13 protein-coding genes are annotated in these 14,528 nt (G+C 60.2%); 5 read left to right on the top strand and 8 right to left on the bottom strand.

The annotated features are described in order from the left end of the window. Positions 1-145: 145 nt before the first annotated feature. Both metK and lnt read right to left on the bottom strand, forming a co-directional pair. Positions 146-1,345, bottom strand: a complete 1,200-nt coding sequence (gene metK, locus C1T17_RS04365) for a methionine adenosyltransferase (protein ID WP_104952388.1) — start codon at positions 1,343-1,345, stop codon at positions 146-148. 45 nt (positions 1,346-1,390) lie between these two features. Beyond that, positions 1,391-2,974 carry an apolipoprotein N-acyltransferase gene (gene lnt, locus C1T17_RS04370; protein ID WP_223262796.1) on the bottom strand — a complete coding sequence of 528 codons (1,584 nt, stop codon included), beginning with the start codon at positions 2,972-2,974 and terminating at the stop codon, positions 1,391-1,393. Between the two features lie 52 nt (positions 2,975-3,026). Between lnt and C1T17_RS04375 the strand changes: the two genes are divergently transcribed. The 3 genes from C1T17_RS04375 to C1T17_RS04385 are packed head-to-tail and all read left to right on the top strand — an operon-like array spanning position 3,027 to position 4,352. Beyond that, entirely contained in the window at positions 3,027-3,452 is a 426-nt protein-coding gene (locus C1T17_RS04375) for a VOC family protein (protein WP_104952390.1), read from the top strand. 15 nt (positions 3,453-3,467) lie between these two features. Continuing rightward, the gene (locus C1T17_RS04380) at positions 3,468-4,097 is read left to right on the top strand and encodes a glutathione S-transferase family protein (RefSeq protein ID WP_104952391.1); all 630 of its coding nucleotides are present in this window, start codon (positions 3,468-3,470) and stop codon (positions 4,095-4,097) included. A gap of 54 nt (positions 4,098-4,151) precedes the next feature. After that, entirely contained in the window at positions 4,152-4,352 is a 201-nt protein-coding gene (locus C1T17_RS04385) for a hypothetical protein (RefSeq protein WP_104952392.1), read from the top strand. A 15-nt stretch (positions 4,353-4,367) separates the two neighbouring features. Here C1T17_RS04385 and C1T17_RS04390 read toward each other — a convergent pair whose 3' ends face one another. Then, the gene (locus tag C1T17_RS04390; RefSeq protein WP_104952393.1) at positions 4,368-5,039 is read right to left on the bottom strand and encodes a glutathione S-transferase family protein; all 672 of its coding nucleotides are present in this window, start codon (positions 5,037-5,039) and stop codon (positions 4,368-4,370) included. Positions 5,040-5,287: 248 nt separating this feature from the next. Here C1T17_RS04390 and C1T17_RS04395 point away from each other — a divergent pair, with 248 nt between their 5' ends. Together C1T17_RS04395 and C1T17_RS04400 are read left to right on the top strand one after the other, a co-directional pair. Beyond that, positions 5,288-6,874, top strand: a complete 1,587-nt coding sequence (locus C1T17_RS04395) for a SulP family inorganic anion transporter (RefSeq protein ID WP_104954993.1) — start codon at positions 5,288-5,290, stop codon at positions 6,872-6,874. Then, complete coding sequence (locus C1T17_RS04400) at positions 6,871-7,509, top strand: carbonic anhydrase (RefSeq protein ID WP_104952394.1); 639 nt, start codon at positions 6,871-6,873, stop codon at positions 7,507-7,509. The genes C1T17_RS04395 and C1T17_RS04400 overlap by 4 nt, the downstream gene beginning before the upstream one ends. A 10-nt stretch (positions 7,510-7,519) precedes the next feature. Here C1T17_RS04400 and C1T17_RS04405 read toward each other — a convergent pair whose 3' ends face one another. The 5 genes from C1T17_RS04405 to thrB are packed head-to-tail and all read right to left on the bottom strand — an operon-like array spanning position 7,520 to position 14,523. Next, positions 7,520-10,792 carry an error-prone DNA polymerase gene (locus tag C1T17_RS04405; RefSeq protein ID WP_104952395.1) on the bottom strand — a complete coding sequence of 1,091 codons (3,273 nt, stop codon included), beginning with the start codon at positions 10,790-10,792 and terminating at the stop codon, positions 7,520-7,522. After that, on the bottom strand, positions 10,789-12,348 hold the full coding sequence (locus tag C1T17_RS04410; RefSeq protein WP_104952396.1) for a Y-family DNA polymerase: 1,560 nt from the start codon (positions 12,346-12,348) through the stop codon (positions 10,789-10,791). The genes C1T17_RS04405 and C1T17_RS04410 overlap by 4 nt, the downstream gene beginning before the upstream one ends. Further along, positions 12,242-13,069, bottom strand: coding sequence for an ImuA family protein (locus tag C1T17_RS04415; RefSeq protein WP_104952397.1), 828 nt, complete (start codon positions 13,067-13,069; stop codon positions 12,242-12,244). The genes C1T17_RS04410 and C1T17_RS04415 overlap by 107 nt, the downstream gene beginning before the upstream one ends. A gap of 42 nt (positions 13,070-13,111) precedes the next feature. Continuing rightward, positions 13,112-13,564: a ribonuclease HI gene (gene rnhA / locus C1T17_RS04420; RefSeq protein WP_104952398.1), complete on the bottom strand. Its 453-nt coding sequence runs from the start codon at positions 13,562-13,564 to the stop codon at positions 13,112-13,114. Continuing rightward, a complete protein-coding gene (gene thrB / locus C1T17_RS04425) occupies positions 13,561-14,523 on the bottom strand; it encodes a homoserine kinase (RefSeq protein ID WP_104952399.1) in 963 nt (320 codons plus the stop codon). The genes rnhA and thrB overlap by 4 nt, the downstream gene beginning before the upstream one ends. Positions 14,524-14,528 lie beyond the last annotated feature (5 nt).

Genomic DNA, 14,528 nt, shown 5'->3' on the forward strand with positions numbered 1-14,528 from the left:
AACGCGGAACGAACTTAAATTTCAAAAGAAAGGTGCCGGGCTCGATAACAGGGGGAAATCGAAGCCCGACAACAATCTTCTACGCGCAACTGATGCCGCCGCCTAATGAACTCTCTGTAATGTCAAAAAGCTTATGAAAACGCCATTAGACGAGTGCCGCCTTGAGCTTATCCACTAGGTCGGTCTTCTCCCATGGGAAGAAGTCGCCTTCAGCCGTGCGGCCGAAGTGACCATAGGCGGCGGTCTTGAGGTAGATCGGCTTGTTGAGGCCCAGATGCGTGCGAATGCCGCGCGGCGTCAGCGTCAACAGGGTCGGTAGCACCGCCTCGATCTTCGCTTCCTCGACCGTGCCAGTGCCATGCGTATCGACATAGAGCGACAGCGGCTCGGCCACGCCGATAGCGTAGCTCAACTGGATCGTGCAGCGGCGGGCGAGGCCGGCCGCAACAATGTTTTTCGCCATGTAGCGGCTGATATAAGCGGCCGAGCGATCCACCTTCGTCGGGTCTTTGCCGCTGAATGCGCCGCCGCCATGGGGCGATGCGCCGCCATAGGTGTCCACGATGATCTTGCGGCCGGTGAGGCCCGCATCGCCATCGGGGCCGCCGATTTCGAAGCAGCCCGTTGGGTTGACATAGATGTTCTCGTCTTCGGGTAGCCAGCCTTCCGGAAGGATTTCCGCAATAACGCCCTTCACATAATCGCGCAGCTTGGCGCGGCCCGCGTCATTGTCCATGCCGGTCGCGTGCTGCGTTGAAACGACGACGGCGGTGGCGCGCACCGGCACTTCGTTTTCATAAGCGAGCGTCACTTGGCTCTTGGCGTCCGGCTCCAGGAAATCGACGACCTTGTTGTGACGGTCGGCGGCAAGGCGTTCCAGGATCTTGTGCGAATAATAGAGCGTCGCGGGCATCAGGTCGGGCGTCTCGTCGGTCGCGTAGCCGAACATGATGCCCTGATCGCCTGCGCCTTCGTCCTTGTTGCCGGAGGCATCCACGCCCTGCGCGATGTGCGCGGACTGGCCGTGGAGATTGTTGTGGAAGGCAAAGCTCTCCCAGTGGAATCCGGCCTGTTCGTATCCGATGGCCTTTACGGTGTTGCGGACGGTCTTCTCAATTTCATCCAGTGCGCCGGGCGCCCATTCGCCATTCTCATACACGCCCTTGCAGCGGATTTCACCAGCGAGCACAACAAGCTGCGTGGTCGTCAGCGTCTCGCAGGCGATGCGCGCTTCTGGGTCTTTCGACAGGAATAGGTCTACGATCGAGTCGCTGATCTGATCGGCAACCTTGTCGGGATGGCCTTCGCTGACGCTTTCGGACGTAAAGAGGAAGTGATTACGCATGATGCTCCCGTCACAAGGATATAAACAAAACTTTATATAGGGCCTTTAGTGACTGGCGCGGCGCGTGGCAACTGCCAAGGCGACGAGAGCGAGCGCCAGCAGCAGCGCGGCCCAATTGCCGACGCGCGAGAACAATGTGGTTCCACCGGGGGAGGGAAGCAGTGCATCGATATACCCCGCTTCACCAAGCGGCAGGCTGTCCACGATCCGTCCCTGCGCATCGATTAACGCCGAAATGCCGGTAGGCGTCGAGCGCAGGATCGGCAGTGCCTCTTCGATAGCGCGCAATCTCGCCTGCGCCAGATGCTGCGGCGGTCCCCAGCTACCGAACCATGCATCGTTCGAGGGATTGAAGATGAAATCCGGTCGGTTAGCTTGGTCTACTACGTGGCCTGAGAAGATGATCTCATAGCAGATCTGCACGCCCATCTTCAGCGACGGGCGGCCCGTTCCGGGGGGCAGAGGCAGGCTTCGCGCGCCCGGTCCCGGCCAGAAATCAGCATCTCCGGGCACAAGGCGGGATAGCCCGATCGGCTCCAGTAATTGCCGCATTGGAAGATATTCCCCGTAGGGGACGAGATGCGACTTGTCGTAACGGCCCAGCAGGCGCGCTTGCGGGTCGAGCACCCAAAGGCTGTTGCGCGCTCCGGCGAGGACGCGGCTGACATAGCCGTCTTTCTGCACTTCCTTGAAATAGACCTTTTCGCCCCCGGTCAGCAGCAGGTCGTGCGGACCGAGCAGTGAAGCAAGGCGGTCGCGCCATTCCGGCTCCATGTCTAAATAGGCCGGGATCGCTGCTTCCGGCCAGAAGATCAGGCGACCGCGAGACGTCGGGCGTCCCGACAAGGTGGCAAGCTTTTCAAAGTTCGCCATTTCGAAAGCGGCGCTATATTTGACATCCTGCCCTATATTAGGCTGCACGATCCGGATGGCTGGTGCCGAGGTTTGCCTGGATGGCGCTGCATAGAAGCTCCAGATCACCCCTAATATCGCGATGATGACCAGCGGCACCGCCATAGCCAACGCCGGGCGAACTCTGCGGCTGAAACCAAGCTGTACGGCCCCCGCTGCAACTATCGCGAGGCCCGACAGTCCATATGTGCCCAGAACAGCAGCGCTGTGCGCCAGCGCCGTTGGCACCCAAATCACGCCCAGAGGGTTCCAGGCGAACCCAGTGAACATGGTGGCCCGGAGATATTCGGTGCCGATCCAGCTTGCCGCCAGCAACAGCACCAGCGCTGAAGAAGAGCGGTCCTTCATCCCCCGCCTGTCCGGCAGGCTTCGTACCGCAATCCACGCGGTCAGGGTGGCCAGACCAGGATACACCGCCAGATACAGCGATAACAGGACCACCGCGCCATAGCCGAACCAATGTGGCATCGAATCCTGAAAGGTGAACGCGTGCGCGATCCAGTTAAGCCCGACAGTGAAATGTCCTACCCCAAAGAGCCACCCGCGCAGAAATGCGGCACGCCGATCTGGCGCGATCTGCACCAGCAGGATCAGCAGCGCAAAGCACAGTATAGTCACCGGCCAAAGGGACAGGGGGGCGAAGCCTGTGGCGGAAATCAGACCGGCGGCAAATGCGAGGATCTTGGGACGGGCGAGCAGGGGATGACGATGCGGCACGCTTACTGCTATTGCGCGCTTTGATGACAGTTTCAATCGCGGAGCAACGATCATGGCCACATCGATCCGGCCCTTCCATCTCGCTTTTCCCGTCCATTCACTCGAAGAGGCGCGAGAATTCTACGGCACTGTGTTGGATTGCGCGGAAGGGCGCAGTTCTGAGGAGTGGATCGACTTCAATCTCTTTGGGCATCAGATCGTGGCGCATCTTGCGCCGCGCGGCGTGGGGAGCGCGCATCACAATCCCGTGGATGGACATGACGTTCCGGTGCCACACTTCGGTGTCGTCTTGGAGCGCGGCGACTGGGACGCGTTGGCGGAACGCCTTCGCAGTGCCGGTGTTACTTTCGGCATTGAACCGTATGTGCGCTTCGCCGGACAAGTGGGCGAGCAGGCGACGATGTTCTTCCGTGACCCCAGTGGCAATGCACTAGAGTTCAAGAGCTTTGCGGACGACTCGATGATCTTCGCCCGTTAACAGGAGGAGGCCCTGATGATGCAACTTTACGGCGTGCGTGGCTGGGGTTCCGGCATAGCCGAAGCCATGCTGTGCCTTGCGGATGTGCCGTACGACTTCATCGACGTTGAGGGCTTCGATCAACCGGGAGCGGCGCGGGATCGTCTGGATGCAGTCAACCCGCTTTGTCAGGTGCCAGCGCTGGTGCTGGATGACGGAACGGTGATGACCGAAACTGCCGCCATCGCGCTGCTCCTGGCGGACTCGTACCCTGCGCTCGCGCCGCCACGCAACACGCCAGACCGTGCGCTGTTCTACCGGTTGCTCGTCTGGCTGGTCGCGAATGTCTATCCGACGTTCACCTATGGCGACTATCCCGAACGGTGGGCGCCTTCCAGCCCCTCTGAACTCGTAACCGCCACCGATCAGTACAGGCAATCGCTTCATCTTTGGCTGGAGGATCAGGCGCGCGAGCCGTTTTTGCTTGGCGACTCTGTGTCGGCGGTCGATATCTACGTCGCCGCGATGGTTAATTGGCGCCCACGAATAGCATGGTTTCGAGAGAATACGCCCAGGCTTACTCGCATCGCCGAACGTACGTCCGCGCTTCCGGCGCTTGCCTCGGTAATGCAGGCGAACGGCTGGCGATCCGATAACAACGCTTGAGTCGCGCTCCTTACTTACGTTAAGGGGTTAGGTGGGTACTAAGGAGTAGCCCCTATGACGAACGTATCCCTGCTGCAAAAAGCTAAAGACGCCGTCCGCTATGGTGTAGGCGTATGCCTGACGCCTGTCGCTGTTCTGGGCGTCGCGGGTATTGCGTTGGTGGTGTTCGTTGCGGACAGGTTCGGCAGCTTTACGCCGGACGAGAGCGAAGCGGCTAACGCAGCGGACGCTCCGTCTGCTTCGGCCACCGCCTGATCGTTAAGCCGATCGTTAAAAATCCGGCTTCTCATAATGGCCGGGCGGCACCACGATTTCCATCCGTTCCGATAATAGCGGCCGGAAGGACGGACGCGACTTGAAGCCCGCATACCAGCGCTTTACCGGTTCATGCCCGGTCCAGTCGATTCCCCCTAGGTAATCCGCTACCGAAAGATGGGCCGCCGCCGTAACGTCGGCCAGGCTCATCGTGCCACCCCCCATCCAGCTTCGATGGTCGAGCAGATAGTCCATATAGTCCATGTGCGTGTTGGCACGCTTCATTGCTTCGCGCAGCACGCCGCCGTCCGGAGACATACGATGGACGATCCGCTTCTTCATACGCTCATGCAGCAGCGGCGCGACGACATCGCCGTAGAAATTTTGATCAAACCAGGTGACGAGCCTGCGCACTTCAGCTCGTCCAGCCGCTGTTCCGGAAATCAGCGGGAACTTGTCTACCGTTTCCTCAAAATATTCGCAGATCGCCTGACTGTCGATCAGCGTGATGCCTTTATCGAGATCGACCATCACCGGCGTAGTGCCAGCGGGGTTCAAGTCCAGAAACTCATCTCGCATCATCCAGGGCGACTCACGGACGAGATCATAGCCGATACCCTTCTCGCCCAGCAGTAGGCGAACCTTGCGGGAAAAAGGGCAGAGCGGGAATTGGTAAAGTTGCCACATAATAGGCCCTGTTAGGCCGGGTGGCGCAATAGGAAAAGGCGCAATCCATCAGGTGGCACGGGAATTCGCGGGATAAGGGCCTTCTGATACTTTCAACGGTGGAAGAGCGAAAAATCGCGACGGACTGCTGCGCCAGAACGCAGTGGCAACAATTTGTTACATCGCGTTAGCTTCCTGGCCCAACTCCTCGCCTATTTTTGATGTTGCAGCGCAGCGAACTGCGCCAAATCTTTACTTCTGGAGTTGCCGTGTCTCAACCTAAGTCTCTCTTTGCGACATTGCGGTCGGACCTGCCGGCTTCGATCGTCGTGTCCCTTGTCGCATTGCCGCTGTGCCTCGGCGTCGCGCTGGCATCAGGCGCCCCGTTGTTTTCAGGCCTCATCGCCGGAATAGTGGGCGGCATCGTTGTCGGCAGCTTGTCGAAATCGCCTCTGTCGGTCAGTGGTCCTGCCGCCGGTCTAACAGTCATCGTCTTTTCCGCGATCGAGAGGCTACCCACTTTCGAGGCATTCCTTCTCGCAGTGGTCATTGCGGGTGTAATGCAACTCGCGTTCGCTTTCACTCGGGCTGGATTGCTAAGCGAATTTGTGCCGTCCTCGGTCATCACCGGAATGCTGGCCGCGATCGGCATCATTCTGATCCTGAAGCAGTTGCCGCATGCGCTTGGTTATGACGGCAGCTACGAAGGAACATTCGATTTCCTTCAGAGCGATGGGTATAATACCTTTTCCGCCATATGGTATTCGCTCAATAACAGCTTCCTCTGGGGCGCGATGTTGATCGCGATCATCAGTCTCGCCTTTCTTTTCTGGTGGGACGGCGCGCGCCCGAAGACCGGCCCGCTGCGGTTCCTGCCTGGGCCGTTGATCGTCGTCCTGATCGGCATCTTCGGCAACATGCTGCTTGGCGGTGTTATCCCCAGCCTCCGGATCCAACCGACGCATATGGTGCAGGTGCCGGTCGCGCAGGACTTTTCCGCTTTCCTGTCGTTCTTCCGCTTTCCGGATTTCACAGCGATCTCGAACCCGACTGTCTGGACCGTAGCCGTGACGTTGGCGATCGTTGCCAGCCTCGAATCGCTGCTGAGCGTCAAAGCTGTCGATGAAATTGACCCTCGCCGCCGCACCACCGACAAGAACTGGGAGCTGCTGGCGCAGGGCGGCGGCAACATCGTGTCGGGCATGATCGGTGGTATTCCGGTGACATCGGTTATCGTTCGCTCATCGGCGAACGTCGAGGCGAAGGCCGAAAGCAAGATGTCGACGATCATGCATGGCCTCTGGCTGTTGCTGAGCGTGTTGCTGATCCCGACGGTCCTGAACCTCATCCCGCTGTCGTCGCTCGCCGCGGTTCTGATTGCGACGGGCTACAAGCTCGCCAAACCCAAGCTGTTCATGGAGCGGTTCAAGCAGGGCTGGACGCAGTTCATTCCCTTCGTCGTCACAGTCGGTGCGATCCTCTTCACCGATCTGCTGATCGGTATCATGATCGGTCTTACCGTCGGCTTCATATTCGTGATCGCACGCAACTTTCGCCCGGCGATCACCTTCGCCTGCGACGAGACGGGAACCGACTGCATCATCCGCGCCAGGCGCAACCTGTACTTCATCCACAAATATGAACTGCAAAAGGCGTTTGCTCGCGTGCCTGACGATTGCGCGCTGTTGATCGACTTGTCTTCGACGAACTATGTCGATCTCGACAATGTCGACATCATCAACGCGTTCATCAAGGGCGCCGACTACCGCAACATCAGCGTACGGCTACGCGCCGATATCGCCGAGAAGGTGTCGCCGCGCATCAATGCCCAGTCAGCCGGAGTGAGTTTCGCATGAAAAGCTACAAGCAACTGCTGCTTGCCAACAAAGCCTGGTCGATGGAACTGAAGGAGGAGAACCCGAACTTCTTCAGCCGTCAGGTGGCAGGGCAACAGCCTGAGTTCCTGTGGATAGGCTGTTCGGACAGCCGCGTGAACCCTGAGCAGATGACGATGACTCCGCCGGGCGGCATGTTCATTCACCGCAACATCGCCAATCTGGTGAATGAAGATGATCTCAACCTGATGTCCGTGCTGCAATATGCGGTCGCGGTGCTGAAGGTGAAACACATCATCATCTGCGGCCATTATGGCTGCGGCGGGATTGCAGCCGCCTATGACGGACAAGTTGACGGGCCGGTGGACCAGTGGCTCGACAATGCGCGGCAGGTCAAGCAAGACCACGCGCAGGAGATTGAAAAAGCTGGCGACCGCGATGCGCAGGTCAACCGCTTCGTGGAAGTGAACGTGCGCGATCAGCTTGTGCGGCTGGTACGCACCAAGACGGTGCAGGATGCCTTCGCCGCCGGACAGCCATTGGCGCTACACGGATGGGTATATGACCTTCGCGACGGCATATTGAAGCCGGTTATGGAAATCGACGCGAACACGTCGATCGAGGAGATCGGGAAGCCGGAGCGGGTGCTAGTTTGAGCTTCGGTTTCTAATGGAAGTCGCGCGATTTCGGCAGGATGCGCACGTTGCGCGGATGGCCATGATTGCGGATCGGCTGGGGATGCTTGACCTCATCCGCGCGTGACAGGGTCATGGGCATCATGGTGTCGTCGTCCAGCCGATCCAGCAAAGCCGTCCGGTCGATGATGTTGGCGGCCATCACATGAGTGACGCCTTCGGGGCTGCGCTGCACTTCACCCTCCACCAGCATCAGCCGCGCGGCCATGACTTCGCGACGAAAATGTTCGAACAGGCGCGCCCACATAATGACATTGGTGATGCCGGTTTCGTCTTCCAGCGTGACGAAGATGGCATTGCCTTTGCCGGGCCGCTGACGCACCAGAACGATGCCGGCGGTCCGCACCTTGGTGCCAGCTTTCGAGTTCGCAGTGTCGGCGCAGCTCTTGATGCCTTCTGCCTCTAAAATGGGGCGCAGGAATGTCATCGGATGATCTTTCAACGAAAGCCTTGATGTCTGGTAATCGATTGCGACGTGCTGGGCAGACGACATTACAGGCAATCTGGCGTCAGGTTCATAATTCAGTTCGCGCGCCTTCGCGGCGGCAAAGAGTGGCAGTTCCCCATTGGGTAGCCGCCGCACTTCCCAGAGCGCCTGCCGACGGTCGAGGCCGATCGACCGAAACGCATCGGCATCGGCGAGCAGGCGCAGGGCGCGCTGCGGAAGATTGGCGCGGCGGGCGAGGGACTCTATGCTGTCGAAGGTGCCCGCATCGCGCGCATCCATGATCGCTTGCGCCCAGCTTGCTTTGCGCATCCCATCCAGTTGCCGAAAGCCCAAGCGTAAGGCGAGGCTACCGTCATCCCGCTGTTCAAGGCTGTTGTCCCAATTGCTATGATTAATGTCTATCGCGCGCACTTCGACATCATGCTCGCGCGCGTCGCGCACGATCTGTGCGGGTGCGTAAAAGCCCATCGGCTGCGAATTGAGCAGCGCGCAGGCGAAGACTGCCGGGTGATGGCATTTGATCCAGGACGACACATAGACAAGCCGGGCAAAGGAGAGCGCGTGACTTTCCGGAAAGCCATAGCTGCCGAACCCCTCGATCTGCTTGAAGCAACGTACAGCGAAGTCGCGTTCATAGCCGCGCCCCACCATGCCCTCGATCATCTTCGTGCCGAATTTATCGATGCCACCCCTATTGCGAAACGTCGCCATTGCGCGCCGTAGCTGGTTTGCTTCTGCGCCAGTGAAATTTGCCGCGACAATAGCGAGTTTCATGGCCTGTTCCTGAAACAGCGGAACACCACAGGTTTCCTGGAGCAAAGTTCTGAGTTCGTTGGGATCATGCGGCGGCGCGGGCGAGGGATACTCGACTTTTTCCGGATGCTGGCGCCGCTGTAGATACGGATGGACCATTCCGCCTTCGATCGGACCGGGGCGGACGATCGCAACCTGGATGGTGAGGTCGTATAGTCTACGTGGTTTCAGGCGCGGCAGCATGTTGATCTGCGCCCGGCTTTCCACTTGGAACACGCCGATGCTGTCCCCTTCGCACAACATATCATAGACTTTGGGATCATCGGACTCGAGTTCGATCGTCAGGCTATGGTTGCCCAAACCATGATCGCGCATCAGGTCGAACGACTTGCGAATGCAGGTGAGCATTCCCAGCGCCAGCACATCGACTTTCATCAATCCCAATGCGTCAATGTCATCCTTGTCCCACTCGATAAACGTGCGGCCTTCCATCGCACCGTTGTGGATCGGAACGGTTTCATCGAGCCTATCCTGCGTCAGCACGAAGCCACCGACATGCTGCGAAAGATGGCGGGGGAATTTGAGGATTTGACCAACGAGATCCTTCAGCCGGGCAATAGCGGGATCGGCTATATCGAAGCCCGCTTCGGTGTAACGCTTGTCTTCCATGTCACTGGAAAAACTGCCCCACACCGTACTGCCGAGGCGCGCGGTTATATCTTCGGAGAAGCCGAGCACCTTGCCGACTTCGCGAACGGCACTGCGTGGTCGATAATGGATGACGGTCGCAGCGATTGCGGCGCGATGGCGGCCATAGCGGTCATAGATATGTTGTATGACTTCCTCGCGCCGCTCATGTTCGAAATCGACGTCGATATCCGGTGGCTCATGCCGTTCGTCAGAGACGAAACGGGAAAACAGCAGGTCATGTCTGACCGGATCGACTGAAGTGACTTCCAGCAGGAAACAGACGATGGAATTGGCTGCCGATCCGCGTCCTTGGCAAAGGATGGGTGGCTCCTGTGCGCGTGCAAACCTGACCAGATCATAAACCGTCAAGAAGTAATAAGCATATCCCTTGTTACGGATGAGGTTGAACTCTTGCCGTAAAAGCTTTCGTACTTTGACGGATAATTCAGGTCCGTACCGCTTTCTGGCGGCTTTGGTGACGACATGCCGGAGCCACTGGTGCGGGTGCCACCCTTCTGGGACCGGCTCATGCGGATATTGGTATTTCAGGTGATACAGCCTGAAGCTAATCCGATCGAGCAGCACCTTCGTTTCCGCCACTGCCTGTGGGCAATCACGGAACAAACGCAGCATTTCGCTAGGGGCCTTCAGGTGACGTTCGGCATTGGCGGCAAGTTTGCGCCCCGCCTGCGTGATTGTCGTGCCTTCCCGTACGCAGGTCACGGCATCGTGCAAGGGACGATGTTCGGGGGTCGCATAGAGCGCGTCATTGGTTGCGATCAGAGGCACCCCACTGGCTTTGCCAAGCCGCATCAGGCGGGTTAGGCGACGGCGGTCATTGCCCTGTCGAGGCATCGTGGCGCCGAGCCAGACGCGACCCGGTGCCGCGCGCCTGAGTTGCAAGAGCATTGCGCCGTGTTCCTCCTGCGCCATGACGATCAGCAGCAAGTCTTCGAGATGCACCAGCAGATCATCGAAATTGATGATGCAGTCGCTTTTCTTCGCTCGCATATTGCCCACTGTCAGCAGACGCGTGAGACGGCCCCAGCCATAGCGCGTCGCGGGATAGGCAATGATGTCCGGCGTGCCGTCGCTAAAAACCAGCCGCGCACCGACGACGAGATCGAAATCGATTGCAGGTAGGCCTTCCTTAGCGGCGTCCTCTTGGGCGTCCCTCAGCGCGACATAGGCGCGGACGACTCCTGCGACGGTGTTGCGGTCAACTATCCCGATCCCGGCCATCTCCAGGTCGATCGCCGCGCCTACCATCTGGTGCGGATGCGATGCGCCGCGCAGGAAGGAGTAGTTCGTGGCAGCCACCAGTTCGGCAAAGGCAGGCTCCTGGTTCGTCATGCGAACAGCCCGTGGACGTACCAGTTGGGGTGGGACTTTTCGGTGTAAAGGCCGTGGCGGAATATCCAGAAGCGACGACCGCGCGCGTCCTCCACGCGATAATAGTCGCGGGTGGTGCCGGTCCCCTCCGGGCGCTTCCACCATTCCGCCGCGATCCGCTCCGGTCCTTCGAAGCGAGTGACATCATGCAATGTGCGCCGCCAGCGAAAGCGATGCGGCGGGCCGTCGGGGACTTCGGCCATGACTTCGATTTTCTGCGGCGGATCGAACAAGTGGACGGGGCGCAGGGGCGGTTCCCCGGCTTCGGGCTTTTCCCATTGTGCGGGAACAGGGGCCTCGACGGCAGGCAGCGTCAACACGCCTTGCTCGGGTATGTGCGTATCGCGCGGCGCGAAGCGATGGATGCGGTCGCGGCCCAATCGCGTCGAGAGCCTGTCGACCAGCGCGGCCATGGCCTCCTGCGTGACCGCGCCGCCTTCAAGCTGCAACTGCGTCGGCATCATCGGCTCGAGAGCGGGCACGGAAAGGCGGATCATATCGAAGCCGAAGCCCGGATCAATGGGATCGGCCAATGCCTCGATCCGTTCGGAGAAGAGCTTAATAAGGAGCGCCGGATCACGCAGCGGAAGGCCGCTCTCCACGCCGAGATCGCGCATCTGCCCATCGCTCCGGAACAGGCGCACGATGAAGCGACGGCCGCCCTTGCGCCGCTCCTCCATCACCTGCGCCGCGTCTTCGCCAAGGTCGCCGATGACGGTGAGTATGTCTTCGGTGCGGGCAATGGGTTCGGCGAAACGGCGTTCGAAGAACAAGGCGGGGAGGGCGCGGCGGGGCACGATGCGACTGTCCCTCTGTCCCAGCACGCGGACCAGCATATCCGTTGCCTCTTCCCCGAAACGCGCCGCGATGGGTGCGGAGGGCCGCGTGGCGAGGTCGCCTATGGTGCGCAGTCCCGCGCGGCGTAGCGCGGTCTCGGTCTCCGGTTCCAGCCGCAGGGCCGCAATTGGAAGGCGGCGCAGGGCTGCATCCTCGCTGGCTGCGGGTACGTTCTGGAACCGGGCGAGCGCTTGTGCGCCTTCCGGCGTATCAGCGAAGGCGTGGCGCAGATGCCCGGTCGTCCCACTCATCCAGCGGCGCATCCGCTGTTCCAGATCATCGACCAGCGCCGTCTCGCCACCGAACAGATGCGCGCAGCCGGTGATGTCGAGGGTTATGCCATCGGGCGAATCAAGCGCCACCATCGGCGTGTAACGGTCGCAATGATCCGCGATCCGCTCCAGCCAGCGCAGATCCGCGCCGGGATCGGCATCAAACACCGTCAGTTCGGGTACGCGTGCGCGGGCATCGGCCAAGGCCAGCCCCGGCGAGAGCCCCAGCGCAACGGCCTGTGGATCGAGCGCGGCAATGCGCATCGCGCCGCGTATCTTCTCGATGAGCGCGAAAGGACCGTCAGCCGGTGCGTCGGATCGGGAGGACAGCAGGCGCATCATCCTGTCCGCCGAAAGGAAGGGGAACCACAGCGCCAGATGACGCCGCCCGGATGGTTGTGTTTGCATGGCGTTCTGCCGGCCTGTCTGCCGCAAGGAAGACTGCTCGTTCACGATCCCACTCCACATGCCAGCGTCCGCCCGCAGGGCGACCACGCTGGCGCAACAATTCGATTTCCAGGGTTGGGTGGCCCGGAGCGTTGGCCTCCAGCGGCGCGGATGCCGCTGCCCGCACAGCCCATCGAGTCTGGGCGGCACTCGGCGTCGGCTCAGCATCGACCCGCAGCAGCAATATCGTAACGCCCGATGCTTCGGCGGCGAGGGCGAGGCGGCGGCTGGCAGTCAGGTCGAGCGCAGGCGGGCGCTGCCATAGTTCGACCACCGCCACGCCCACATCCGGGCAGCGCACGACATCTGCCGCCGCGCGCAGAACGGAAAGAGGATCGGGCAAAACCGCCAATATCATCCGTGCGGGATCGAGGCCAATTTCCATTAGTCCCGCGGCGTGCAGCCTGCCGCTCGCCTTCTGTACCCCTTCCTGCCGCAGCCAGATTATGCCGCCGCCCAACCGCACAGCCAGCATAGTCGCGAAACCCGTAATGCTTCCCGCATCGTCAGGCTCCGACGCGAATAGTTCATGCAGGCAACCTCTTGCGATTCCGCCTCCTGTGGCTACGTCGATCCCGTCATGGCCGCTGCTGACATGGACCTCCGCCATTGCCGGACGATGCTGCTCAATGGCGGCAATCCTGCGTTTGAGCGCGGATAGGGAGGGTAAAGAATCGGCCATATGTTCACTATATGTTCCTTATCTCCTTCCTTCATTCCACAGTCAACCAGTCATGCGCATGACGTCGGCCGCGTTGCTCGCCAATCGGTCGGCGCGCTCATTGTCGGGATGCCCGGCATGGCCTTTGACCCATCGCCAATCTATCCTGTGGCGGCGGGTGGCTTCGACCAAGGCCTGCCAGAGTTCCGCGTTTTTGACAGGCTTTTTGTCGGCGGTCTTCCAGCCGTTCTTTTGCCAGCCGAACACCCACTTGGTGATGCCGTCCTTCACATAATTGCTGTCGGTGGTCAGGATGACATGACAGGGGCGCTTGAGAGCGTTCAGCGCCTCGATCGCGGCCATCAATTCCATGCGGTTGTTGGTCGTCAGCTTCTCGCCGCCGGACAAATCCTTCTCATGCGGGCCGGACCGGATCACTGCGCCCCAGCCGCCGGGGCCGGGATTGCCCTTGCATGCGCCGTCGGTGAAAATCTCGACTGTGGTCGGTTCGCTCATGCGCCGAGCAACATGGATGGATGCGCCGTAGCGTAGAAATCCAGACGCCGCAGGAAGGCGAGGGGATCTTTGCGAGTCACCATCGCATCGGCGGGTGTGTTGATCCAGTCATAGGCGCGCGTCAGGAGAAAGCGCAAAGCCGCGCCCCGGCACAAGGCGGGGAAGGCGGCGCGCTCGGAATCCGATAGGCCGAATGCGCCATCATAGCCCACCACCAGAGCCGCACCGCGATTGGAATGATAGGCACTGCCGTCATTCGCAAAGCACCATGCGCCATGCGTCACGGCAAGATCATAGGCGCGAATGTCCGTGCAACTGAAATAGAAGTCGATGAGGCCAGTAACGTCATCGCCCAGCATCAGGACATTGTCCGGAAAAAGATCGGCATGGATGACGGAGCGAGGCAAATCCACGGGCCAATTTGCGTCCAGCCAACTGAGTTCGGCAGCGACGCGTTCACCAAAGCCCGGAGCAATGCTGTCGAAATCGGCTCCGCATTTATCGGCAAGATCGTGCCACCCGGCAGGATCAAGCGCGTTGGGGCGAGTGCCGGTAAAATCCGCCGCTGCCCGATGCATTTCCCCCAATGCCTTGCCTGCCGCCCGTGCCTGCGCTGGCGTCGGTTCGGTGACGGACACACCGGTCAGAAATTCGATAAGGCATGCGGGACGTCCACCCAGTTGCTGAAGCTTGGCCCCGTCCCGATCGCCAATGAAACGGGGCACTTTGCAGCCGCGCGCACCCAGATGATCGAGCAGGTCCATGAAGAATGGCAGGTCCGCTTCATCGACGCGCTTTTCGTACAGCGTCAGGATGAAACGGTCCTGCGTCGTTTCGATCAGGTAATTGCTGTTCTCGACACCTTCGGCAATGCCCTTTGCAGAGACTAGGCTACCGACATCATAGCGCGTCAGGAAAGCGGCCATGTCCTCGGCCGGTACATGCGTATATACTGCCATGAAGT

This window comes from Sphingobium sp. SCG-1, assembly GCF_002953135.1.
GTDB lineage: Bacteria > Pseudomonadota > Alphaproteobacteria > Sphingomonadales > Sphingomonadaceae > Sphingobium.

What these genes read in the sequence shown, in the direction of transcription:
- C1T17_RS04415 (WP_104952397.1), bottom strand. Translation starts at nt 13,069, where the DNA reads ATGGCCGATTCTTTACCCTCCCTATCCGCGCTCAAACGCAGGATTGCC.
- C1T17_RS04410 (WP_104952396.1), bottom strand. Translation starts at nt 12,348, where the DNA reads ATGCAAACACAACCATCCGGGCGGCGTCATCTGGCGCTGTGGTTCCCC.
- thrB (WP_104952399.1), bottom strand. Translation starts at nt 14,523, where the DNA reads ATGGCAGTATATACGCATGTACCGGCCGAGGACATGGCCGCTTTCCTG.
- metK (WP_104952388.1), bottom strand. Translation starts at nt 1,345, where the DNA reads ATGCGTAATCACTTCCTCTTTACGTCCGAAAGCGTCAGCGAAGGCCAT.
- C1T17_RS04385 (WP_104952392.1), top strand. Translation starts at nt 4,152, where the DNA reads ATGACGAACGTATCCCTGCTGCAAAAAGCTAAAGACGCCGTCCGCTAT.
- C1T17_RS04390 (WP_104952393.1), bottom strand. Translation starts at nt 5,039, where the DNA reads ATGTGGCAACTTTACCAATTCCCGCTCTGCCCTTTTTCCCGCAAGGTT.
- C1T17_RS04405 (WP_104952395.1), bottom strand. Translation starts at nt 10,792, where the DNA reads ATGACGAACCAGGAGCCTGCCTTTGCCGAACTGGTGGCTGCCACGAAC.
- C1T17_RS04375 (WP_104952390.1), top strand. Translation starts at nt 3,027, where the DNA reads ATGGCCACATCGATCCGGCCCTTCCATCTCGCTTTTCCCGTCCATTCA.
- rnhA (WP_104952398.1), bottom strand. Translation starts at nt 13,564, where the DNA reads ATGAGCGAACCGACCACAGTCGAGATTTTCACCGACGGCGCATGCAAG.
- C1T17_RS04400 (WP_104952394.1), top strand. Translation starts at nt 6,871, where the DNA reads ATGAAAAGCTACAAGCAACTGCTGCTTGCCAACAAAGCCTGGTCGATG.
- C1T17_RS04380 (WP_104952391.1), top strand. Translation starts at nt 3,468, where the DNA reads ATGATGCAACTTTACGGCGTGCGTGGCTGGGGTTCCGGCATAGCCGAA.